The organism is Dolichospermum sp. FACHB-1091, assembly GCF_014697585.1.
GTDB lineage: Bacteria > Cyanobacteriota > Cyanobacteriia > Cyanobacteriales > Nostocaceae > Dolichospermum.
Map to the genome: position 1 here is coordinate 42,114 of NZ_JACJSB010000019.1, position 24,026 is coordinate 66,139.

Sequence of the window (24,026 nt, forward strand, 5' to 3'; positions counted from 1 at the left end):
AGTTACAGCCACAATAGTAAATTGCCACCCCTTCAGTACCAAAGTGCTGTTAATTACTTTATTGTCCGGAAGTAAGCGATCGCACTTTCTTGCTTTCGGTTAATTAATTCAATCATTTTATTATTGTCAGTCAAATTTGATTAGAAATACTTTTTATATATGCAGCAAATCCATAGCAGAAACGAAATTAGTATTTTGCTGCTATTTTGAAGCATTAAAAATGCAAGGATAAGTAGCTGCTTCGTAAGGATTCAGGTCGGGTGTATTGACAAGTGTGACATGGGAAGCAGAATATATCAATTGTAGATAGATTTAATGCTAAGTTAAGAGTTATTAGCCCTTTTTTCCACACTTACCTAATGTCCAGCGTTTATCCCCGACGACAACGGCAGCTTGAAAGTTTAGTTCAAAAGTTTGGTTTGTCACTAAATGCACCAGTAAAGTGGCAATTATTGGACTTGGCACTAACTCATCCTACCGTCTCCGATACCGCCAATTATGAACAACTAGAATTTGTGGGCGATGCGGTGGTACGTCTCGTGGCAGCTGTGGTATTATGGGAACATTACCCTGATTGCTCCGTTGGTGATTTTGCCGCTATTCGTTCGGTTTTGGTGAGCGATCGCGTTCTCGCCCAATTAGCAAGAGAATATGGTTTAGAATTATATTTATTGGTGGCTGGTAGTGCTACTGCTGATCATATCGGCCAAGAATCACGATTAGCAGATTCTTTTGAAGCAGTTCTAGGAGCGCTTTACCTTAGCACTCAAAATCTTAACCTGATTCGTCCTTGGTTAGATTCCCATTTCCAACAGCTAACCACAGAAATCCGTCTTGATCCTGCTAGACTTAATTATAAAGCAGCTTTACAAGAATGGACTCAAGCACAATTTAAAGTTCTTCCAGAATATCGAGTTTTAGAAATCAGTCAACCCCACCGCACTCACGAGCGCTTCTTTGCTGAAGTTTGGCTACATGAAAAAATGTTAGGACAAGGTAAAGGACGTTCTATTAAAGCCGCTGAACAAGCCGCTGCGAAGGAGGCTTATTTAGTAATTAGCGCCCAGGTAACAGAGGGGTGACAAGGTGGGTTTATTAATTTTCAAATTTCAAAATTGGAAATTTTAATTAAAAATTCTGGCAATAATCATCCCTAATTGAACACTGATAATTCCCAACATTATACTACCCAACAAATAACTGGTAGCGGACAACCAATTACCACGTTGTAATAAGCCAACTGTATCTAAACCGAAAGTAGAAAAAGTAGTATATGCACCTAAAAATCCCGTAGCAACAATCAACTTAATTTCTGGGGAAATAAGCGCTGTTTTTTCCATTGCTAAAGTTGCGAAAAAACCCATTCCTAAACAACCACTAACATTAATGAAAAAAGTTCCATAGGGAAAGGCGAAACCAAAGCGGTTTGTAAACCATAAAGTTAAATAATAGCGACTTAAAGCCCCAGCTATTGCCCCTAAACTAATAGCAATAGGAATACGAATTTCTTCCTGTTGTAACATTATTAATCTTGTATTGAATCCGCTGTAAAGGGAAAAATGTACTCTACTCTGGTGACGGGTTTTCATCAGTGTACCTCAAAATTGATCTTGACTCAATCACAGAAATGGTTCAGTTAAGCTTGACACTCTTTTTTACAACGAACCCTTGGATACGCAGAGGACACAGAAAAGAGAGCATAAAAGATTATTAATTGAGATGTATTGGATTATAGAGTAATATTTCTTCAAATTACGGATTTTGCGACTTTCTGTTAAGAAATGATATTTTTTGTCGAGAAAATGCTAGTGTAAAAATGCTGTCTTGCTGGCGAGATGAATTAAAATTCTCGACCAAAAGTAAAAAAAGTTACTACGTGCATCCGCGTAAGTTGACTAGCTAAATAAACATAATATAAAATATATCCATACTTATATATCCATATTTATATATCCATAATTTATATCTCCATACTTGTCTTAAATCATCATAAAAAATACCACAAAATTATTTAATGGGGAAGCATCTATGTCTCAAAAACATCAGCCATTCAAAAAAATTACTGGCATTTCCAGAATATCTATGCGAGGGTTTTTGGCAAAAAAACAAATAAAACGAGGCTTAAACTGGTTATTAAGAAGTATTCTCCGCACTCAGAAAAAACAGAAGATTACTAACGCGGGTTTCGTCTTACCAACAGTCGTCATGGTATCATTAGTAGTAGTACTATTGACTACATCTATTATGTTACGTTCTTTTAACCGACGGGAAAATGCTAATAACGTCCGTGTCAATGAGTCGGTTATGACTGCTGCTACTCCAGCAATTGATAGAGGTAAAGCAAAAATTAGTAAATTATTGCAGGATAAAACTCTGCCAAAAACTACACCAACAGACGATGATCTGTATAATGCTCTTGTTAATAACAATAACATAGATAAATATACATTTGGTGATGAAACTAAACTAACACTATCTTTACAGGGACAACCATCACTACAAATACAAACAGCTTGGAGGTTTCCTGTAGATACTGACAGCAACGGGAAATTTGATAGCTATACCCTCTACGGTATTTATTTTAAAACTCCACCCGTAGTAAATGATCAGTATAGCAGAGCCAGAAATGCTTTAGAAGCCAGAAATGTACCAGTAGTTAAAGGAACATTAAATGCTAATTGTGGAAGTACCGATACCAGTTTAGTAGGTAATACTGGTTGGGTGAGACAAGATAATGAAATCAAGAAAGCCTTTTTTGTTTATACCGCTATAGCCAGAATTACTAATCCTCCCAACACTACTAACTATGAAGTATATAATGGTAAGATTGCTGGTAGTCTGGGTGGGGCTGTAGAGTATCAACAGGACAGAGTACAAACACCAACAAATAACAATGCTGTTGTTTATGACGATGATCTAGAATTAAATTCTTCTACAAAATTGAATGGTGGGGTTTTTACAAATAGTAATTTACTGGCTGCTGGAAGTGTTAGTGACATTAAATTATATCAAGTTAGTAGTCAAGCGTCTTGTTTCTATAAACTTAAAAATGCCAAAATTATTGTTGGTGGTAATTTAGCACTGGGTAAGTTTACTGACGAAAGTGATACGGGGGGAGCGACTGTTGATTTATACAACGGTAAAATAAATGATGTTACTACTGATACTTTAACAAAATCAGTTACAGATAGTCCCAGAGATACAGCCTATAATAACCTAGCTTATGTACGGCGGATTAATAAATTAATTGATGCTCAAATTGCTGCTGATTCTACAGGTGCTAATGATCCAACAGAAGTTAAAAACGGACTTGCACTCAAACAAACAGCATTAGGAATAACCTTTAATGATACAGAGACCACTAAATACCGTCGTCAACAATTAGAAATTTACTTTAAAAGACGGACTCGTCGTGTACCTTATACAGAAGTTGCTTTCGGTGCTACAGAAACATATCCTAACTCATCATTACAAGGTTATGCTGATACCCTGCGTCCCATTGATAGCTGGGTTTATCCTACAGACCCAACAGACGGTAAAACAGGTGTTAATTATACTAATCTATCACTCAACATTAGCGGAACATCCTTAGAACCCAAGGCCAGCGACCCAAAAGAATTGAAGAAAAATAGCGGAAAAGAAGGACTATTGGGTGATAGAGTTCTAGTTAGTAACAATTTACCCGAACTGAGGTGGGATACAAGTAAAAATCAGTTTATTGGTTCATATATTGAGGATACCCAAGATATTAGTGGCATTAAATGGGATTTACCAAGTGATACTACGCAAACTCGCACACGACCCTCTTTAGTACGGAATTTAGCAGATATTGGTTCTACACAAAGAGATGGAGACTGGGAATTAGCAGCAGCCAAAGTACCAACAAGTACCACAGGACCCGTGGGTGGTTTACGAGTTGTTACGGGGGCAGGAGTTTATTTGAGTAAAGATGATACTCCTAGTAGTATTACTCCCAGTAATATTGATAGTAAGGTAAAAACAATATGGCCTGATAATGCAGAAACAATAAGTCCTACGGATACAACAACACCTTATCTAAAAATGCGGGCTACAGCAGTTTATCACTACAAGTCTACTGGCTATAATGCCCAAACGCCCAAACCCATAGCCTGTGTGAGTAGTTATTATGATCCTACTGATAATAAGAGCTACAGAAATATGAACAGTCTACCAGATGCTTCCCCTAATATTGAAAAAGGTTCTCAAGGTAAATCTAACAATGGTATAGTTTATCCTGCACCCACTAAAACAGTTAGTGATTATGCAACAGCTTTGACATATCTATCTCAGTTAAAGTATAATAATAGACCTTTGATAGATGATGGATTACTAGCTAGAGCATTAAACAAAGCAGCAGCAAATAGAACTATATCAGAGCAGTCTGCTATTGATGCTCAGATTTGCGCTCTACAAATTCTAGATGGTAGTCTTAGTCCTGTCAGTAATAATCCCGTTATTCCCCATGGTGCAATTTTTGAAACCTTCTTTTCTGACCAGAGAGAAAATAAAAAAGTTCGCGCTACAGTTTTAGACTTGAATCTACTACGGACAAAAACCATTGGTGGTTCAGAATATTTATTACCCAATAGCGGTATTATTTACGCGACTCGTGATGATGCTTTACCAGATATCAGTGCGGGTAATACCGACGCTGGAAAACTTGAAAGTCCTGTAGATTATGTAGATGACACGACACGCCGTCCCAGTGCAATTATACTCATTAATGGCGGGAAACTGTGGCGAACAAATACTTACAAGGAAGAGGAAAAGGGGTTAACTTTAGCTACCAACTTACCAGCGTATATTAAAGGTGATTTTAATCTACACACTCAAGAGGAATTTACACAAACACTTGCAGATGATTGGAGTAACTTCTATACTCGCAGCACTTTTAATAATAACTTTGCCTGTCGTTCTGATGACTCCAGATTTCCTAAGTGTACCACAGGTGACGAATGGCGACCTGGGAATATTTTAGCTGATGCTGTTACTTTGCTTTCTGGAGACTTCAACTTCAAGGAATTGGGTTATACAATAGGTAGCCAACAAACAGCTAATAATGATACTACTTTTAATCTGATTATTGCTGCTGGTGACAATCCTGCTAAACCTACAGTAGATAATGGTGGTCTAAATAACTTGGTTCGCGTTATAGAGAATTGGACTAGTAGGAAAATCAAGCTAAATGGGGCTTTTATGCAGGTAAAAAAGAGTGCCTATGCTACAGAGACAAATCCACCTCAGACACTTAATAATCCCCCGACAAGACAGTGGAGTTACGATGTAGGATTGTTATTTCAGTCACCCGACTTATTTGCCAGTAAACTCGCAGTCACACCACCTGAACCACCGGATGAATATTTACGGGAAGTTAGCAGAGGTGATACATGGGTACAAACTTTGTTATGTGCTAATGAGACTTCTAATCCTAATAACTTTGCCATAAGAGATCAAAAACAACGACCTGATATCTGTCAATAATAAAACCTACATAAAACTTACAAAGAGGTGATAAAATAATGATAAAAACCAAACTACAGCCAAAAATTTTATCTGCTAGTGATTCTGGTTTCACAATTATTGAGGTACTAGTAGGGGTAGTTTTCATTGCTATTCTCTTGGCTGCTATATCACCGGTCCTGGTCATGTCTAAGGCTGTTCGGGTGCAGTCGAAAGGTATGGAAAAAGCCGTTCAAGCTGCTGAGACATTTATTAATAGTGTCAGCAATAATTCAATTTCAGCGCCCACTAAAGTAATTACAGTAATTCAAAATGCTCCTATAAATCTAGAAACAGAAATGCCGGTTCCTAAAAAAACAGATACAGATTTGTATTTCTTTAAGAAAGATAGCACCATCACGGCTTGTAATCCAATTTCAACTTGTCAACCAGATAAAGATACCCCATTTGATGAATTTTACATTCAAGCGGCTCAAATAAAGCCCGCAGGTACTAAAACAAGTGATGGCTATCGTCTAGCGATTAGAATATATAGAGAAGACTTGGATTTTGATCAAACTATTCTACCGTCTAGTACAGGTGGTATTGTAGTTAATAAACAAGAGCCAATTTTGATAAAAACAGTTGAGATTAGCGGTAGTACAACTTTTGGCAGTTTATGTTCCCGCTTGGGTTGCGTTCAATAATCAACCTTGTCAATAAATTGGTTTATAGCTTGGGTTAATTCAGTCAAATTCACCATTAATTTTCACATAAAAAAAGGGGTAAAATCCCCACTGTGCAACAATTTAATCTAAATCAGAAAGATATGAAAATCTGCCTTGAGTGCATTTAAAAAAGGACAATACAATGATGATCAAGATACTTAAATTTATATTCAAAAATCAATTCAAAGCCTCAAAATCTCTTGATAAATCTGCTGGGTTTACTCTCGTTGAATTGTTAATAGCTTTAGCGATGTCATCTATAATCATCACACTATTACTACAGTTTATGATTACTATGATAACCACAGATAGTGATGAGGAAATTAAGATAACTTCTGAGCAAGAAATCCAAATAGCACTGGATTATATTTCTCGTGATTTACAACAAGCTATTTATATTTATGATGCTGATGGTATTAACGCAATAAAACCTCAACTGCGTTACCCAGATGATGATACTAAAACTCCTATATTAGTTTTTTGGAAGCGAGAAATTTCAGATAATAATAGTGCGGGAGAAGATAATTCTTCATTGGTTGTCTATTATCTAGACAATTCTAGCAGCACTATTTGGTCTAAGGCTGCTCGGATTAGTAAATGGCAAATTAAAAAAAATGATCCAGGTTTTGCTCCCTTTAATATAGTTAAATACAACACTGTAGAAGAGGCCATGAACAATTGGGAGAAATCTGGAAATTATAGTAGTGGTAATACGGCTGATGTGTTAATTGACTATGTAGATCAAACCACAGATTCTCCACCAGCGGCCACCTGTCCAGATAATACCATAACACCTCCAATTACATGGTCAAAAATAACGCCAAGTAATGATATGACAGGGTTTTATGCTTGTGTAGATAAAGCCAATACAACAGCAAAGGTATTTATTCGGGGTAATGCCCTAGCTCGTAGAGAAAGCAATCCAGAATATGAAAATGATAAAAAAAGTTATTTTCCCACAGCTAGTGCGATAGTTCAAGGAGCAAAAAGTGGCTATTAATCATAAACTTAAAAAGTTAGTTGTCCAGTCATTACCAGATGATCAGAATGCTGGTTTTACCTTGATAGAAATGATTATAGTGGTATCTATTATTGGTATGTTAGCAGCGATCGCCCTACCAAGCTGGTTAAGTTTTTACGGTAGAGAACGATTGAATAGGGCTAATGATGCAATTGTATCTATCCTCAGATAAACGCAGGTACAAGCGAAAAGCAAAAACAGTAGGTATAGTGCGAGTTTTCGCGTTAACAATGATAATCCTAATAACAGATTTCCTGAATATATAATTTATCAGGGTACTACTTTACCTAGTTCAGGTTGGACACATTTAGGTGATGGTTTAGGATTAGAATCAGTTTTTTTGTATACGAATCTTAAGTCTCTGACAGACTATAATACAAAAACTAACAGCCTAATTACAACCGCAACAGGTACAGGTACAATTACTTTTGATTATCTGGGTACTTTAGCGAATAAATCTGATAATAGTACCGCTGATACATACTTGGAAATCATGGTTGCTTACCACGCAACTACAAGTGATGCAGCTACTAGTCCACAACGCTGTGTTATCATTGACAGTCTGATTGGTGGAATACGAACGGGGAAAGACACAGAATGTTAGTAATTCAATTAATATCCATCCTGGGGTTTTATTAAATTTGCAATGGTGAGTAAGTTACCCACCATGATTGTAATTAATAAGAGATCCGCTTATAATGACTAATGATTTGCGCCGCTACTTCAGAAGCAGTTAAACCGTCGGTTTGGACTTCAATAGCATCGGGTGCTTTTTGTAAGGGGGAAACCTGACGAGTGCTGTCTTTTAAGTCCCTTTCAGCAATGTCCCGTTCTAACTGTTCTAAACTAACTTGGGGTTGATTTTGTTTTTCAAAGTCTTGATAACGACGACGGGCCCGTTCACCCACGGAAGCAGTTAAAAAGATTTTAACTTCTGCATCTGGAAACACATGAGTCCCAATGTCTCTACCTTCCGCTACTAACCCCCCCCGTTGTCCCCAAATCTGTTGTTGTTGGACTAATGCTTGTCTAACAGCACTTTGGGCAGCGATCGCCGATACTTTGGATGTCACCTCAGTTGTACGAATTTTTTCAGTGACATCTATATCGTTAATCTGGACTTTTACGGGAGATTGCAGACTTTGACCAGGAGTAAGTTCAATTTTACACCGCATCGCCAATTCAGCCACAGCACAATCATCATCAATATCAATAGCTTGTTCCAGCACTAGCCAAGTGATTGATCGGTACATAGCACCCGTATCTAAATAAACCAAACCTAATTCCTGTGCCACCTGACGAGCGACTGTAGATTTACCAGCGCCCGCAGGACCATCAATAGCGATAATCGGTTGGCGGATTTGGTCCTTGACATCCCGTAGAATCGTGTTGTCAATTAACCTGGTAGAACCAAGACGAGCCGCGATCGCCAACATTCCTTCATTCTCAACTTTTTCTAAAAACATCAACGTATTTGGTTCAACTAATTCAATATATTCCAAGCTGATAGCCCTAACTTTTGCGATTTCTTGCCGTACCAATGCTATTAACTCACTACTGTGACTAACGCCAGCTTGAAACGCCGCTTTAGCTTGTTCTAAAGCTTTAAATAACACTGTTGCTTGCTCTTTTTCCGTGGTAGTCAAATATTGATTCCGAGAACTTAAAGCCAAGCCGGACAATTCCCGCACCGTGGGACAAGTAACAATCTCAACGGGCAAATTCAAATCAGTTACTAACCGCTTAATAATTGCCAGTTGTTGACCATCCTTTTGTCCAAAGTAAGCTCGGTCAGGTTGTACCAAGTTGAAGAGTTTAGTCACAATTGTGGCTACACCCGCAAAATGACCCGGCCGAAAATTACCACACAAACTAGACATCATAGCAGATGGGGGGATAACTTGTGTCACCTGAGTTGCTGTGATATTTTCAGCAGAGACACCAATTTCTTCAGGATTTGGGGCAAAAATCGCATCTACACCAGCTTGTTCACAAAATTCTTGGTCCTGTGCTAAAGTCCGGGGATAGCGTTGATAGTCCTCATTTGGTCCAAATTGCAGCGGATTAACAAAAATACTGACAATTACCGTCAAATTTTCCCTCCTAGCTCGATGAATCAAGCTGAGATGCCCTTGATGTAAACTACCCATAGTTGGCACTAAACCCACCGCAGTCGGATACCAAACAGCTTGATCATCAACTTTCTTATCCTGGGTCGTCCCGAAATGGTAACACCTCCGACGGCCATTCAAATAACACCTTAAAGCTGTAACTGTTGTCAGCAACCGCACAAAAAACCCCCAGTTCCTTTCAATCCTTTCCCCCGTTAGTGTATATCTGATAGCGCCGCGTGGCACAATTGATAATTGGGGGATAAATAAGATAGATGAACCAGGGGAATTTAATAGTGAAGAGCGAAAAGAGATAAGGAACGAGAAAGGGGATTATCTTCCCAAAATTTCCAGACTGACTGGAGCAAGACCACTGCCGATCATACCTAATATACGGGCAGCACCGGCAGAAAGATCAATAATTCGACCACGGATGTAAGGACCTCTGTCATTGATTCGCACGACGACAGAACGCCCATTTCTGGTATTAGTAACACGGATTTTTGTCCCCATAGGTAAACTGCGATGAGCAGCAGTTAAACCTTCGGGATTATATCTTTCCCCACTGGCTGTTTTATTGCCAGAGCCGTCATAACCATACCAAGAAGCTATGCCGCGAAAATTAATATTTACCCCGCCAAAAGCAATTTTTTGTGGTAACTTTAGTGTAGAAACTGATTTACCAGCGGGTAGATTGGCGATTTCCTTGATCGGATCTGCATTGCCAATCAGTCTCCGCAGTCTATTAGTTGCCTCTAAAGCATCTTGAGCCAGATTAGTGCCTGGGGTTTTTTTGTTGCCATTAGTATTGGCTGATAGTCGCGTAGTTTTATTGACTTCTACCAGTTCTTGACCGTCAATTGTGATGGTGTAGCGATCACGGAGCGATCCATAGGAATCCCCAGACGGTCTACGAACAGAGCGGCCATTCTTGTAAGCTTTGTTATTACTTGCGGGATTATCCGCTATTTTCCAACCGACGGTAATCTTGCTTGCGTCTACATTGTTTTCAACTAGCTCATTAATTCTAGCTGCTATGACACTAGCTTTCTGAACCGGGTCATTGTCAATGGAGCTAACTTGTTTATTGATATTGATTGTATTGCCAGTATTGTTAAAACTGGCCAATTTACCTGAGTCAGCAGCAACTCCAGGATCAGAATTTAAACTCTGATCATTGCCAATGACTCCGATTTTTGTTTTCTTGTTAGTAACTCGGATAGAACCGAGAAAGGTGAGAACGGGAGTATCCCGAACATAAAGAGTTGCTGCTTGTAAACCGAAAATACTGTGAGGCTGAATTTTGGCAATCACAGTATCTGAAAGGGGTTGTTCTGTCGGTAATTGGTATTCTCCAACTTTAACCGCATCACTGGCAGATGATTTGGCAATAGTTGGAGAATTTCTCTCACTGGCTTGAGTCCGACCAACTAGGGGTAGACCCAAAACGGCTAGGGTCAATATTGTTTGGGCTACGACAGTATTCCACAAATGTCTTTGATTCATGCGTCCGATTTTTAAAGCGACTTGAGAACTTAAGTTTTTTTAGTTGGGTTTTTCACTTGTAATGGTGACACGCCCTGCAAACTCGAACCCGTTCCGCTTCCACTTTGCATTTTGTAACTCGAATAGACTAACATGAATGTTTAAGGTTGGGGATCAGGGTTTTAGCGTAAATCTTAACGGACTGACAAAATTTAAGCTGAGGTTTGGGCTGTGAAACCGTTTTCAATTCAGGATTTTAGCTATGTAACGTTTTTTAAAATATCTCTATATTTTCTTACGGAAAGTTAATATTGATCAATAGTTGTCTTTAAGAGTGACTATCTAATATTCTTTCTCAGAATTTACGATTCTTAGAGTATTTAAAAAAACATCAGCTTGATTTATGTTTAAATGTAATTTAATCGGTGAATAGTTTCATGACCGGAAGATGTCATCTTCACAAACCAAATCCATACAAGGCTTAAGTTTAAAAAATACTTTGGTGACTTCGCTAAATACTTGATTTATTACCTACATTATTGATGGATAAATACTGGTAATTCTTTAATTTATTGGCAATAATAGATACAATATTTGTTGGGTAGTAAAAGTGGTTTTTCTCTAGTAAGTATTTATTCTTGTACCAATATAAATAATTGATGAGACAATGAAAAATGGTAATAAGCGCGTATATATCAATCATTTAGGTTTAAAAAGATACGCACTTACCGTTTCCTCTGTGATGATACTAGTGATCAATTTTGTGTAAAGTTATTAGCACCATGTTGCGTCGATCAAATTCAGGAATATTACCACCAGCGCTTTTAAATATTCTTAAGGAATTGCATTCCCAGTATAAATCCCTCAAGGATGGTGTTTAGGGTCCAATCAATTTCCAAAATGGTTGTTTATAGACAGATATTAGCAGATAATGGCAAGAATTATTCTTTATGAGGCTGCTTAGTTTCTTGATCAAGAGCTTCGACAACTTTATTATAAATATCTTCCGCTTCCTCGGGTGAGTCACCAATACTTGTTAATCCTAATTTACCAAATTGGGAAAGACAACCCATGAGATGAAATACTGTACCCGTTTCTGTCCCACTATCAAAATGTAGTCTATAATGGGCGATAATATCCATTAAGTCATTCGGTAATAATCCCCGATAATTATCTTTTTGCAAGTTGTCTGTAGCAATATAATACTTAGGTCTTCCTTGCTGACTATAAAATAAACCATTGGATAAATCATAACGACCATTAGTTAATAATTTTAAGGTCATAAACGGGTGAGTAGTTCCCCCTTTACGAAGGTTAATTTCAATGGCTTGAATATCCCATTTACCATTACCTTTGTCAACAGCAACAAAATCCACTGCAAATCTTTCTAAAGCCCCTTTTTCTGCTAATTTTCTGCCAACTTTTAAGCCTAATTCTTGTAATTCGCAGCGATAATTTTCATCCGCAGGAAAGCGACAACCTATATAAATTTGTCCGTCTAGTCCTCCTAAAATTTGGTCATGGGTAGAAAGAATTTCTACTTCTCCAGTAGGTGTAATTCTTCCTTGAACACTGGGAGAATGTTTTATTTCTCCTTCTATAAAAGCTTCAGCTATTGCACCTAATTCAGGAATGCGGTGAGAAAAATTTGCCCAGGTTTCTTGTGAAGATTGAAAACGTAAATGTAGGAAGCGATCGCTAATTGCTGCTACTCTTTCAATATGATCAGCTTTTCCCGGTGCAAAATTCATTATTGGTCTTAAATCTAAAAGTGCATTTCCTTCTCCTGAAAACCCTTCATTCAACTTAATTACTATTCTTTGTAATCTTGGTTGACGTTCCCACAAATCAGCAGCAGCATTGGCTAAATCTTGGCAAGTTTTCACTAGTTCGCTACCATCTGGAAGGGGAACACCACTTTCTCTAAAAATTTGTCTACTCCCACTTTTTGTTCCCCAAAGTTGCAAATCTGGTGCAGCAGCATATAAAGGTACACCCAATTTTAGAGATAATTCTGATTCCCAATAAGTAGAATTATAACATACCATAAAAGCTTTATCTAACCGCAAAGCATTGTGAATTTTTTCTAATAATCGGGGACGTTCTAATATTTTTTGACTTAGGGGTTTCAAAGAAGCATCATAAGTAGAAAGTAGTAATAAACGATGACGAGCGTGAGAAAAAGGAATACCAGGAAGTAATTGGAGATAATAATCAATAATACTGGGATGAAGTGGCATTGATGTCACATAAATTAACCTAGTCCGGGGATTTCGTAACCGTATTAATGAGAAAAGTAATCTTTCCTCATAATGCTCACAACCTTCTATCTTGAGTAATTCCCGTTGATCTATACTCAAAGAGGGAATAATTAAAATATCCGCTTCGCTATTATCAAATAACTCGCTAGTTTTCCAGCGATCGCGTAATGTTAATTGTAAATTGCGAAATTTATCAATATTTACTGTTATCATATTCCTGTGCCGATATTATCACCTATTTTTATCTAATATAGACTCTCAGAAAGAATATCACTAAACTTGTTAATATATCTTGTTGTTACTTAATTAAATATAAATCCTCAATAAATTGTCAACTAAGGACTACCTTCTTTCTCCATCTCTGCGATCTTTGCGCCTCTGTGGTTAGTTAAAAAAAATACAGCATACGATGTAAAGGATTGCTATATTTATTACCAAAAACTTCAGACCAGAGAGAGATAAATAAATGTTTAATGACTAATATAATACCAAAAAGGGAATAGAAGAATAATAATTTATGGTATCTTCACAGCCATTACATGACATAGAACTAGTAAATTGTGCCAGAGCAAATGCCAACCAGGGTATAGAAACCGCTGCTTACCAGTGCGGTTACGGGGATAATATTAATACATTTGCTCAAGAATTACGCCAAGCTTGTGAAAAAATGAATTTACAAGTTAAAGAACTCAAAGAACTGATTACCGATCAGGATATAATCTTAAAATTGGGTTCTGGAGAAATTATTGCCCCTCAGACACCATCAGAATTTTAATAATTTTCGCCTACGCTGTATATTGTAAGATAAAAATTGCATTTTGTCAATGTTTTGGCAAAAGAATATAATTTAAAACTTTATACCGCGTGTGGTCTTACCATAAAATAGCGCTGTTGACTTGGAAAAAAAATAAACTTATTTATTGATTTTATCCTCAAAAATGGTAGAATATATAGAAAAACGGACTTGTTCTAGTACACAACGGCTGCCGTCAACCAAACATTAAAAATTTGACAAAAGCTTGTGTAATCTGCTTTATTTAAGTTTTAATTTTTAATTTTTAATTCCGCACTGCGGTACTAGCTTCGGTCTCAATAGCAAAGGTTTAGAGATGTTGACTTCATCGGAAACTCCTATAATTGCAGCCATTGTGCTGATAGCGTCCGGCATTTTAGGCTGGGGCTTTTATCGTGCCAGACCCTTTGGTAAACTAGGAATCTTGGCCTGGTTACAATCTGTCGTTTTAATGACTCCCTGGCTTTTGTTCTTTGGATTATTTGCCGCTGGGATTTATGTTAACATTGTCGGGATCTTGTTCTCAGTGATAGTTTCCGCTGGATTGTATATTTTCCTGGGCAGAAAGTTACGCCAAGCAGGTCAAGATGCTATTCTCAAGCAACGAGCCACAGAGCGTCTCGCTGCTCAAAGTTCATCAGCAGCCGATAAAAATAGCCCAGCCGTGGTAGAATTACAGTCAGAACCGACTCCCATACCTGAAGCTGATTTAAGCCTAATTCGCGGTATTTTCGGCATTGATACATTTTTCGCTACGGAAACTATTCCCTACCAAGAAGGAGTGGTTTTTAAAGGTAATTTGCGCGGAGAACCAGAGGCTGTTCACAACCGCTTAACAAAGAGTTTGCAAGAGCGGTTAAATGATAAATATCGACTGTTTTTGGTAGAAAATACTGACGGTAAACCAGTAATGATTGTTCTCCCTAGCCGCACTGACCCCCAACGGACTCAATTAGGACAAAAAGTCTTTGCGGTGATTTTGTTGATAGCAACTATGGCTACAAGTCTAGAAGTGGGAGGTATATTACAGAATTTTGATTTACTCAGTAACCCCGAACGTTTTGCAGAAGCTTTACCTATTGCTCTGGGCTTATTTGTCATTTTAATATCTCATGAAGTCGGACATTGGTTGTTAGCACGTCGTCACCAAGTACGGTTAAGTTGGCCGTTCTTTTTACCAGCGGTGCAAGTTGGCTCTTTTGGGGCAATTACTAGGTTTGAGTCCCTTGTCCCTAACCGGAATGCTTTATTTGATATTGCTTTGGCCGGACCTGCTTTCGGTGGCATTACTTCTCTGTTATTATTGGTGGCAGGGTTGCTACTTTCCCACCCCGGAAGTTTATTCCAATTACCAAATCAGTTTTTCCAAGGTTCAATTTTAGTCGGTAGTTTAGCGCGGGTTGTCCTGGGTTCGGCTTTACATTCCCCTGTAGTCAATATTCATCCTTTAGTGATTATTGGTTGGCTAGGATTAGTCATTACTGCGTTAAATTTAATGCCCGCTGGACAATTGGACGGGGGGAGGATTGTACAAGCCATTTATGGTCGCAAAACCGCAGGTAGAACCACTTTTGCGACCATAGTTTTACTCGCTATTGTATCTCTGGGTAATCCTCTGGCTATGTATTGGGCAATTCTGATTTTGTTTTTACAACGCGATTTAGAACGTCCCAGTCTCAATGAAATTACTGAACCAGATGATGCTAGAGCCGCTTTATGTCTTTTGGCTCTGTTTCTAATGATTGCTACTCTTTTACCTTTGACCCCCGCTTTGGCTGGACGTTTGGGTATCGGTAGTTAGGAATTTTGCCGTTGCTGATTGAAAATATATGGGTATAAATTCAATTTTTTTAACGAACCACAGAGGCACAGAGAACACAGAGAACTGTATTGAAATATGCGTCTTTTAAAGGTGTAAAGGTTGAGTTTAGTAATTTCATATTTCAATTCAGCAATGTCGAATTTTTTTGACCAATTTTCTAAGGTTTCCAATTTGCTAATAGGTTGGGATAATTTGCAGGTGTGGGGAATATTTTTTGCCATGTTTGTTGACGTTGTTGGGGGTTTTCTTGGCTGATATTCCATAAAGTTTCGTAGAAGAAGAAGGAAACACCAGCAAATTTTCTCTCACGCACTTTCTCTATTTGAGTTTTAATTTGTTCCATGGAAACTGAACGATTTTTTAACCCACTTAAAATCCCAATACTCACGGGAATATGACTTTGCGCTAGTTTTACTTCTGGATATTCTAATTCGCTGATAAAGACGTTTAAATCATTCCGATAAATTTGTAAAACTAGGTCTTCAATTATTCCCATTCTTTCCCATTTTTGCCAATCTGCAAGGAAGTATTCGTAGGAAAAACGCTGGGGATTTGGTGCAACGGAAACTATACAATCTTTTTTATTAGCTTTAATTGCTGTAAATACCCGTTTCATAAAATCGGTAATTTTGTTCGCTCTCCAATTTACCCATTCTGGATCTTTGAAGTCTGCTGGAGGAAGTTTACCTTGATGTTCTTTCTTGTATAATGCTGTGGTGTAGCTATCATATCCTAGTTCTGATGGTAAGCCGAAATGATCATCAAATTGAATCCCATCAATATCATAGTTTTTGACTATTTCTACAATCAAATCTTGGATAAATTTTTGCACTTCGGGACGAAAGGGATTTAACCAAACTCGGTTATGTATTCCTTCTTTGACTATTTTTGTCCCATCTTTGCGATTTGTCAACCAACCGGGACGATTTTTAGCTAAAAGGGAATCAGCAGGCGCCATAAAGCCAAATTCAAACCAGGGAATTACTGTTAAATTTTGTTTATGTCCCTGGGTGATGATTTCTTTGAGCATATCCCGCTGTTGGAGTCCGGGGGTAGGGTCTACTGCTTTACCAATGACTTTGGCTGCGACTTTGCTAGGATATAGTGTATATCCCCAATTCCAGACGGCGGGATAAACGGTGTTAAAGTTGAGTTGGTGTAATGTTCGTAAACTTTGTTTTAGACGTTCTTTTTCAAATAAAACATCACTATCAATATTTGTTAACCATACTCCCCGTAATTCTGTGGATTTAGGAATTTGAGCATTTAAGGGGAATGATAGCATGAGGAATGCGACCATACTCACGGCCATCATAGCTGCTAAAAATCCTAATTTTCTAGTTTGACGTTGCCATTTTAGAACTATTTTTTTCATCGGTTATCCTATTTTTGGGTTGTTAAATTTACTCTAGTATAATGGACAATGAAGACCGATTGAATGAACCACGAAGACACGAAGAACACGAAGGAAGAAGAAAAGAACATAGGTAATCTTTCACCGGGAAGGGAGTAATTACAGTTTCAATAACTAACTGTTCCTAAACAATCTTTGATAAAATCAATAATGATCTTAAAATCAACAAAATCATCAGCCTGTTTTCTTTGTTCACAAATATATTTACAAAATTTCATTTTTTGAAATTCTTGAATTTGGTTTTCTTCTCCATAATCTCCATATTTGGTTTTTTGTACATAAAATTCTTCTGTAAATAAATGATCAGGAAATAGATTTTCAATACCCTTTGTAACTTTTCTATTTTTTTGTTGAGGGATTTTTCTGATTTTCAATAATTCATGATCTTCATTAGATTTATCAGTATCACAATCATAAAGTAGTAATACTTTTCTAGTTAAGAATTTAGGGTTGGAAATCAGAACATCTCTGGTATTTTTTAAACCACCATCACCAGTATTTATACTTTTTCCTTTACCTATAGAAATTCCTACCCATTCAATATCAACTTGTGCTAAAATTTCCTTTTCTCCTAGTAATTCTAAAGCCGTTTTAATATAAATTGGGTCAGTTTCTCCTTCTGTTAAAACTAGGGGTTTATCACCTTTTTCTACAGTAGCTTTGACTTCATCTTTAACGGCATTTATTTTTTCACAATAGTCAGAAAACATCCTTTGACCATGTTCAGACATGAGATAACCACAATAGTCTTCCCAAACTTGAACTGACCAATGATCTAGAGTTTCTCTAAGATAGTTGTAAGTAGGATTTTCTTTTCCATAACGCTCATATAAAAACTGCTCAGGATAACTAACTTCTGTATGAGCAGGTATATTATGACGTGCCATTATTTCTAATAAATAAATTCCCTCAGCTTCCCACATTCCAAGGTGTTGAATCATATAAGATAAATGAGCAGGATTGGAAGAATCTGCAATAACAATAATACAAAATCCTAAGTATAAAGGGTTATTATTTCCTCCCTTAAAATAACCTTTTTTAAAAGCATCAATAATACCTTGTGCTTGATTATCTTCTCTAACATTATCAATCCACCAATCAGGAATTTTTTTATGATCAAATCCATAACCACACATGAGCCAAAAACTACCAACAATATTTTGAGGATACTCTTTAAGTAATGATATTGCTCTCATGCAGATAGTGAAGCCAATATTAGGTAAATGCACTGTCATTTTCAAAAGTCCTAGTAAAAATAAAAATGTGATTTCATTCCATTAAACAACAAAATCAAACAAATAATGCGCCATTTCCAACTTAGAACAAGCCGGAATTTCTAACGCTCTCCCTTCTTTATCTAAAAACACCGCTTGATTATTATCACTCCCAAAACCACTATCAACTTGATCAATAGGGTTCGCTACAATTGCATCTAATTTCTTTTTTTGCAATTTTTCCCGCGCTGGCTTGACAATATACCCGGTTTGTGCTGCAAAACCAATTAAGTATTGATGGGGTTGTTTACGGTTGCCAATTTCCGCGACAATATCTGGTACTGGTATCAATGGTAAATTTTCGGGGAGCGATCGCTTGGGCAATTTTTCGCTACTATAATCTCTGGGCTTGACATCCGCCACCGCCGCTGACATAATAATTATATCCGCACTCGATAAATGCTTTAACATAACTCCCTGCATCTCTTCTGAGGTAATTACGGGAATTGCTTCTACTCCTAAAGGCACTTCCCAACTTGCTGGACAATGTACCAATATTACTTTTGCACCTCTGTGTAGTGCAGCCTGTGCCAATGCTAAACCCATTTTACCAGTTGAGGGATTGCCAATAAATCGCACCGGGTCTAAATATTCTCGCGTTCCCCCAGCACTGATTAAAACCTCTTTCCCCACTAAATCTCTCTTGCCTTGGGTGTATAATAAAGATTGAATATAAATAAATATTTCTGCGGGTTCTGCCATTCTACCAGCACCAATGCGATCGCACGCCAATAAACCAGAACCAGTTTCCATACCATAAAAACGGTTATTTGTCAATAGCTGCCGCCAATTTCTTTGTACTGCTACCTGTTCCCACATATCTGTATTCATCGCTGGTGCTAACAATACAGGACAAGTAGAAGCGAGAACAGTATTTGTTAATAAATTATCCGCCATTCCATAAGCTAACTTAGCCAAAGTATTAGCAGTTAAAGGCGCGATAACAATTAAATCAGCCCATTCACCCAATTCGATATGTAATGGACGAGTATAAATTGGTTGCCAAAAATCATCATCTGTATAAGCTTGATGGCGAGATAAAGTAGCTAAAGTTAAAGGAGTGATAAATTCTTGGGCAGATTTGGTCAGGATAACACGCAATTCTACGCCAGATTTGAATAGAGTAGAAACCAACTCACAAACTTTATAGGCGGCGATACCACCGCCTACAGCAATGAGGACTCGTTTGGATTTAGGACTTGAAAATAATGGCATTTTAGGATAAGATCTCAATTACTGGAGATTTTAAAACGTTCTACCAATCTAAAATCCAAAATCCAAAATCCAAAATCCAAAATCCAAAATCTCAAATCCAAAATCTCAAATCCAAAATCTCAAATCCAAAATCTCAAATTTTTAGCCTTCGTCGTAGGGTTCTAAATCTAAGAGGTGAATATAGGCTTCAACCAATTCTGGACGCTGGAAAGCAATTGCTCGCAGTAGATGCCAATCATTTAAACCCTCAAAAGCATTACTATAATTATCTAATTCCAAACGTGTAGCTAAATCTTGTACCTCTGTCGCTGTCATAGCAGAAATTTCTGTTTTGGAAATGCTTAGAGTTTTCATAATGCTTGCCCCTCCCTTTTGCAGCACTTACATTCAGCTTAGGGTGGAGTTGCTTCCACCTGATCTATCTTACTCATTAACGAGCATTAAATTTGTAAAAATTTTTCTGATTTTTTCAGAATTTGCAAAATTTTCGTAACTAGAGTTAACCAATTGTCTTGACAACAAAGGTTCTTAGTGCTTCTAACATTGGTAAATTAATTTCATGTCCCATTTCAAATTCATGGTACTCTACTGCTACCCCTAGAGATTTTGCCATGTCTCTGGACTTAATGGCCGCTTGTAGGGGAACTACTTCATCCTTTGTTCCGTGCATAATTAACGTAGGTGGAAAATTGCCTGGATTAAGCGTTGCCACGGTAGGATGTAGATATCCACTCATCACAACTAAGCCAGCCAATGGTAAGCTTAATCCTACATCTAAAGTCATCGCCCCACCTTGAGAGAATCCACCTAAAATTGTGCGTGATAAAGGTATGCCTGTATTAGTCTCTAAAGATTGCAACCAATCTATGAGTAGTTGTTTGCTTTCTGCTAATCCATCATACATATTTTCTGTCCGCAAGTCATACCACGCCCTACCTGTGTCAGCATAAGGATAGGGATAGGGAGCATTTGGTAGTAAAAATTCGTAATCTGGTAAATTGACATAAGGAATCAAAGATGCCACATCTTGGGCATTTGCGCCCCAACCATGTAAAGTGACGATTAAGGCTTTTGGTGTTTGATTTGTTGGTGGAGAAACCCTAATAAAATCTAATACTGGAGTCATGGGTAATATATATTATGTTCAGGTAATTAAGGTTGGTTTGTTCATGGCGGTTACTTTTGTGTTACTGTATCCTGCTTCTTTCGCGCTAACCTTCATAGTGTTGATAATCCAAAACCGAGGTTTTTAATTTTCATCAAATTCCCTTTGTATTTGTGAAGGTGATGGTTATTCTTCAAAGGACGGGGAAACTATAGTCAGTTTCCTCGGTAAGTCCTATTTAAATGTCTGTGAGGTAAATCAAAATCAGATTTTACCATAAACCAGGTAAAGATAGTATTATTAAGGATTGTTTCAATGTGTAACTTTCCCTAGCCTGTCAATATGTCAGAAAATCCAGCCGCTTTTTTAAATGATCTGCTTCCAGTCCCTCATCACAGCCAAAATACTATCCGCATTCGGGGTGCTAGGCAGCATAATCTGAAAAATATTGATTTGGAATTACCCCGTGATCGTTTGATTGTTTTTACTGGGGTTTCTGGTTCGGGTAAATCCTCCTTGGCCTTTGATACCATCTTTGCGGAGGGTCAACGTCGTTATGTGGAATCCCTAAGCGCCTATGCTCGCCAATTTTTGGGACAATTGGATAAACCTGATGTAGAAGCAATTGAGGGTTTAAGTCCCGCAATTTCCATTGACCAAAAATCAACTTCCCATAATCCCCGTTCCACAGTGGGAACAGTAACGGAAATTTATGATTATTTGCGATTGTTATATGGTCGAGCGGGTGAACCTCATTGTCCCCTTTGTGATCACTCTATTGCGCCTCAAACCATAGACCAGATGTGCGATCGCATTATGGAACTTCCCGACCGCACCCGCTTCCAAGTTTTAGCCCCTGTAGTCCGTGGAAAAAAAGGAACTCACCGCAAATTAATTTCTGGTTTAGCTTCCCAAGGTTTCGCTCGTTTGCGGGTAAATGGGGAGGTGCGAGAGCTATCTGATTTGATAGAGTTAGATAAAAATAGCACACATACTATAGAACTGGTTATTGACAGATTAGTTAAAAAAGACGGTATTCAAGAGCGTTTAGTAGATTCTCTAGCCACTTGCCTTAAGCAATCTCACGGGATTGCTATAATAGAGGTATTAAAAGATACATCGGATAAGATAGCGCTGGAGCGACCTGATAGTAAGTATATATCAACTGAGGGAAAAAATCAAGGTATTTCTGAAGAAGAATTACCCAAGGAAATGGTATTTTCAGAAAACTTTGCTTGTCCCGAACATGGTGCGGTAATGGAAGAGTTATCCCCACGGTTGTTTTCTTTTAATTCACCTTATGGCGCTTGTCCCCATTGTCATGGGATCGGAACTTTAAGAAGATTTTCCCCGGAGTTGGTTGTACCTAATGAAAATTCGCCTATGTATGCAGCGATCGCTCCTTGGTCAGAAAAGGAAAATTCCTATTATTTAGAGTTATTGTATGCTGTGGGGTTAAATTATGGGTTTGAGTTACAAACCCAATGGGGGAAATTGACAGCGCAACAGCAAAAAATTGTCTTGTATGGAGAAGAAGAACCGAAAAATCCAACGGAGAAAAAGCAAATTTTTAAAGGTGTAATTCCCATTTTACAAAGACAATATGAGGGAGGGACAGAGTTAGTTAAACAGAAATTAGAAGAATATTTAATTGATCAACCTTGTGAAGTTTGTGGAGGGAAAAGATTAAAACCCGAAGCCTTAGCTGTGAAATTGGGACAATATGGAATTTTAGATTTTACTACCGTTTCCATTCGGGAATGTCGAGAAAGAATAGAAAAATTAAAATTGAGCGATCGTCAAAGTCAAATAGCTGATTTAGTTCTGAGAGAAATCAAAGCCAGATTACAATTTTTATTAGATGTTGGCTTAGATTACCTCACCTTAGATCGTCCCGCCATGACATTATCAGGTGGAGAAGCTCAACGGATTCGGTTAGCGACACAAATTGGTTCAGGACTAACAGGAGTTTTATACGTTTTAGACGAACCAAGTATCGGTTTACATCAAAGAGATAACGCCAGATTACTAAAAACCTTAACCAAATTACGGGACTTAGGAAATACCTTAATAGTTGTCGAACATGACGAAGAAACTATCCGCGCGGCTGATTATATAGTTGATATTGGTCCTGGGGCGGGAATTCATGGAGGACATATTATTTCTCAAGGAAATTTAGAGAATTTACTCAATGCAGAAAAATCCTTAACCGGGGCTTATTTATCAGGAAAAAGAGTCATAAATACTCCCGCCAAAAGAAGAGAAGGAAATGGCCGAGCCTTAACTATTAAAAATGCGCGTCGCAATAACTTACAAAATGTAGATGTGGAAATTCCCTTGGGAAAACTTGTTTCTGTTACCGGTGTTTCTGGTTCAGGAAAATCTACATTAATTAATGAATTACTTTATCCAGCATTACAACATCATTTACTCAAAAAATCCCCCGCACCGAAAGATATAGATGAAATCAAAGGTTTAAACTGTGTTGATAAAGCCATTGTCATTGACCAATCACCCATAGGGAGAACTCCCCGTTCTAACCCCGCAACCTATACCGGAGTCTTCGATATTATTCGTGATGTTTTTTCCCAAACTGTAGAAGCGAAAACCAGAGGTTATAAAGCTGGACAATTTTCCTTTAATGTCAAAGGTGGACGTTGTGAAGCTTGTAGTGGACAGGGTGTAAATGTCATTGAAATGAACTTTTTACCTGACGTTTATGTGCAATGTGAAATTTGCAAAGGTGCGAGATATAACCGAGAAACCCTGCAAGTTAAATATAAAGACAAATCAATTTCTGATGTTTTGAACATGACCGTTGAAGAAGCATTAGATTTTTGTCAAAACATTCCCAAAGCCGTAACGAGATTACAAACATTAGTAGATGTTGGTTTAGGTTATGTCCAATTAGGACAACCAGCCACAACCTTATCTGGTGGAGAAGCGCAGCGGGTGAAATTAGCGACAGAATTATCTCGACGCGCGACCGGAAAAACCTTATATTTAATAGATGAACCAACCACAGGATTATCCTTTTATGATGTTCACAAATTGTTAGACGTTTTACAAAGACTAGTAGATAAAGGAAATTCAATTTTAGTCATTGAACATAATTTAGATGTGATTCGTTGTTCAGATTGGGTAATAGATTTAGGTCCAGAAGGAGGGGATAAAGGAGGAGAAATAATTGCTGCGGGAACGCCCGAAGATGTGGCGCAAAATTCCCGTTCTTATACTGGGGAATATTTACGGCAGGTGTTGGCTCAATATCCAGCAATGGAGTAATTTTTTTCTCACCCAGAGGCGCGAAGAAAGGAGGTTATCATATTAATGCAGT

At 37.8% G+C, this 24,026-nt stretch carries 18 protein-coding genes; 9 read left to right on the plus strand and 9 right to left on the minus strand.

Features of this window, described 5'->3' with window-relative positions; genetic code table 11:
* Window positions 1–359: 359 nt before the first annotated feature.
* Window positions 360–1,082 carry a ribonuclease III gene (rnc, locus tag H6G25_RS13470; protein ID WP_190392908.1) on the plus strand — a complete coding sequence of 241 codons (723 nt, stop codon included), beginning with the start codon at window positions 360–362 and terminating at the stop codon, window positions 1,080–1,082.
* Between the two features lie 42 nt (window positions 1,083–1,124).
* Here rnc and crcB read toward each other — a convergent pair whose 3' ends face one another.
* Entirely contained in the window at window positions 1,125–1,523 is a 399-nt protein-coding gene (gene crcB / locus H6G25_RS13475) for a fluoride efflux transporter CrcB (protein WP_190392909.1), read from the minus strand.
* Between the two features lie 505 nt (window positions 1,524–2,028).
* On the opposite strand from crcB, the gene hpsA reads away from it, so the two are divergent.
* From hpsA to H6G25_RS13500, 5 genes are all read left to right on the plus strand, one after another.
* Complete coding sequence (gene hpsA, locus H6G25_RS13480) at window positions 2,029–5,502, plus strand: hormogonium polysaccharide biosynthesis protein HpsA (RefSeq protein WP_190392910.1); 3,474 nt, start codon at window positions 2,029–2,031, stop codon at window positions 5,500–5,502.
* A 38-nt stretch (window positions 5,503–5,540) separates the two neighbouring features.
* Window positions 5,541–6,167: a prepilin-type N-terminal cleavage/methylation domain-containing protein gene (locus tag H6G25_RS13485; RefSeq protein WP_190392911.1), complete on the plus strand. Its 627-nt coding sequence runs from the start codon at window positions 5,541–5,543 to the stop codon at window positions 6,165–6,167.
* 163 nt (window positions 6,168–6,330) lie between these two features.
* Window positions 6,331–7,188, plus strand: coding sequence for a hormogonium polysaccharide secretion pseudopilin HpsC (hpsC, locus tag H6G25_RS13490; protein WP_242034959.1), 858 nt, complete (start codon window positions 6,331–6,333; stop codon window positions 7,186–7,188).
* Window positions 7,178–7,381, plus strand: a complete 204-nt coding sequence (locus H6G25_RS21565; protein ID WP_347239184.1) for a prepilin-type N-terminal cleavage/methylation domain-containing protein — start codon at window positions 7,178–7,180, stop codon at window positions 7,379–7,381. Before hpsC ends, H6G25_RS21565 begins: the two co-directional genes overlap by 11 nt.
* 168 nt (window positions 7,382–7,549) lie before the next feature.
* Entirely contained in the window at window positions 7,550–7,813 is a 264-nt protein-coding gene (locus H6G25_RS13500; RefSeq protein ID WP_190392912.1) for a hypothetical protein, read from the plus strand.
* Between the two features lie 73 nt (window positions 7,814–7,886).
* On the opposite strand, the gene H6G25_RS13505 is transcribed toward H6G25_RS13500, so the two are convergent.
* From H6G25_RS13505 to H6G25_RS13515, 3 genes are all read right to left on the minus strand, one after another.
* Window positions 7,887–9,500, minus strand: coding sequence for a bifunctional pantoate--beta-alanine ligase/(d)CMP kinase (locus tag H6G25_RS13505; RefSeq protein ID WP_190392913.1), 1,614 nt, complete (start codon window positions 9,498–9,500; stop codon window positions 7,887–7,889).
* 153 nt (window positions 9,501–9,653) lie between these two features.
* Window positions 9,654–10,826, minus strand: a complete 1,173-nt coding sequence (locus H6G25_RS13510; protein WP_190392914.1) for a septal ring lytic transglycosylase RlpA family protein — start codon at window positions 10,824–10,826, stop codon at window positions 9,654–9,656.
* Window positions 10,827–11,746: 920 nt separating this feature from the next.
* Entirely contained in the window at window positions 11,747–13,279 is a 1,533-nt protein-coding gene (locus tag H6G25_RS13515) for a peptide ligase PGM1-related protein (RefSeq protein ID WP_190392915.1), read from the minus strand.
* 304 nt (window positions 13,280–13,583) lie between these two features.
* Between H6G25_RS13515 and H6G25_RS13520 the strand changes: the two genes are divergently transcribed.
* Together H6G25_RS13520 and H6G25_RS13525 are read left to right on the plus strand one after the other, a co-directional pair.
* On the plus strand, window positions 13,584–13,841 hold the full coding sequence (locus H6G25_RS13520) for a hypothetical protein (RefSeq protein WP_190392916.1): 258 nt from the start codon (window positions 13,584–13,586) through the stop codon (window positions 13,839–13,841).
* Between the two features lie 334 nt (window positions 13,842–14,175).
* A complete protein-coding gene (locus H6G25_RS13525; protein WP_190392917.1) occupies window positions 14,176–15,660 on the plus strand; it encodes a site-2 protease family protein in 1,485 nt (494 codons plus the stop codon).
* Window positions 15,661–15,838: 178 nt separating this feature from the next.
* Here H6G25_RS13525 and H6G25_RS13530 read toward each other — a convergent pair whose 3' ends face one another.
* The 5 genes from H6G25_RS13530 to H6G25_RS13550 all read right to left on the minus strand — a co-directional run bounded on the left by H6G25_RS13530 (window position 15,839) and on the right by H6G25_RS13550 (window position 20,710).
* Window positions 15,839–17,056, minus strand: coding sequence for a glycoside hydrolase family 10 protein (locus tag H6G25_RS13530; protein WP_190392918.1), 1,218 nt, complete (start codon window positions 17,054–17,056; stop codon window positions 15,839–15,841).
* Window positions 17,057–17,202: 146 nt separating this feature from the next.
* Window positions 17,203–18,330, minus strand: a complete 1,128-nt coding sequence (locus H6G25_RS13535; RefSeq protein ID WP_190392919.1) for a hypothetical protein — start codon at window positions 18,328–18,330, stop codon at window positions 17,203–17,205.
* Window positions 18,331–18,372: 42 nt separating this feature from the next.
* A complete protein-coding gene (coaBC, locus tag H6G25_RS13540; protein ID WP_190392920.1) occupies window positions 18,373–19,584 on the minus strand; it encodes a bifunctional phosphopantothenoylcysteine decarboxylase/phosphopantothenate--cysteine ligase CoaBC in 1,212 nt (403 codons plus the stop codon).
* A 141-nt stretch (window positions 19,585–19,725) separates the two neighbouring features.
* Window positions 19,726–19,938: a DUF2555 domain-containing protein gene (locus H6G25_RS13545; protein ID WP_028084549.1), complete on the minus strand. Its 213-nt coding sequence runs from the start codon at window positions 19,936–19,938 to the stop codon at window positions 19,726–19,728.
* 145 nt (window positions 19,939–20,083) lie between these two features.
* On the minus strand, window positions 20,084–20,710 hold the full coding sequence (locus tag H6G25_RS13550) for an alpha/beta hydrolase (RefSeq protein WP_190392921.1): 627 nt from the start codon (window positions 20,708–20,710) through the stop codon (window positions 20,084–20,086).
* A 321-nt stretch (window positions 20,711–21,031) separates the two neighbouring features.
* On the opposite strand from H6G25_RS13550, the gene uvrA reads away from it, so the two are divergent.
* On the plus strand, window positions 21,032–23,974 hold the full coding sequence (uvrA, locus tag H6G25_RS13555) for an excinuclease ABC subunit UvrA (protein WP_190392922.1): 2,943 nt from the start codon (window positions 21,032–21,034) through the stop codon (window positions 23,972–23,974).
* Window positions 23,975–24,026: the final 52 nt, after the last annotated feature.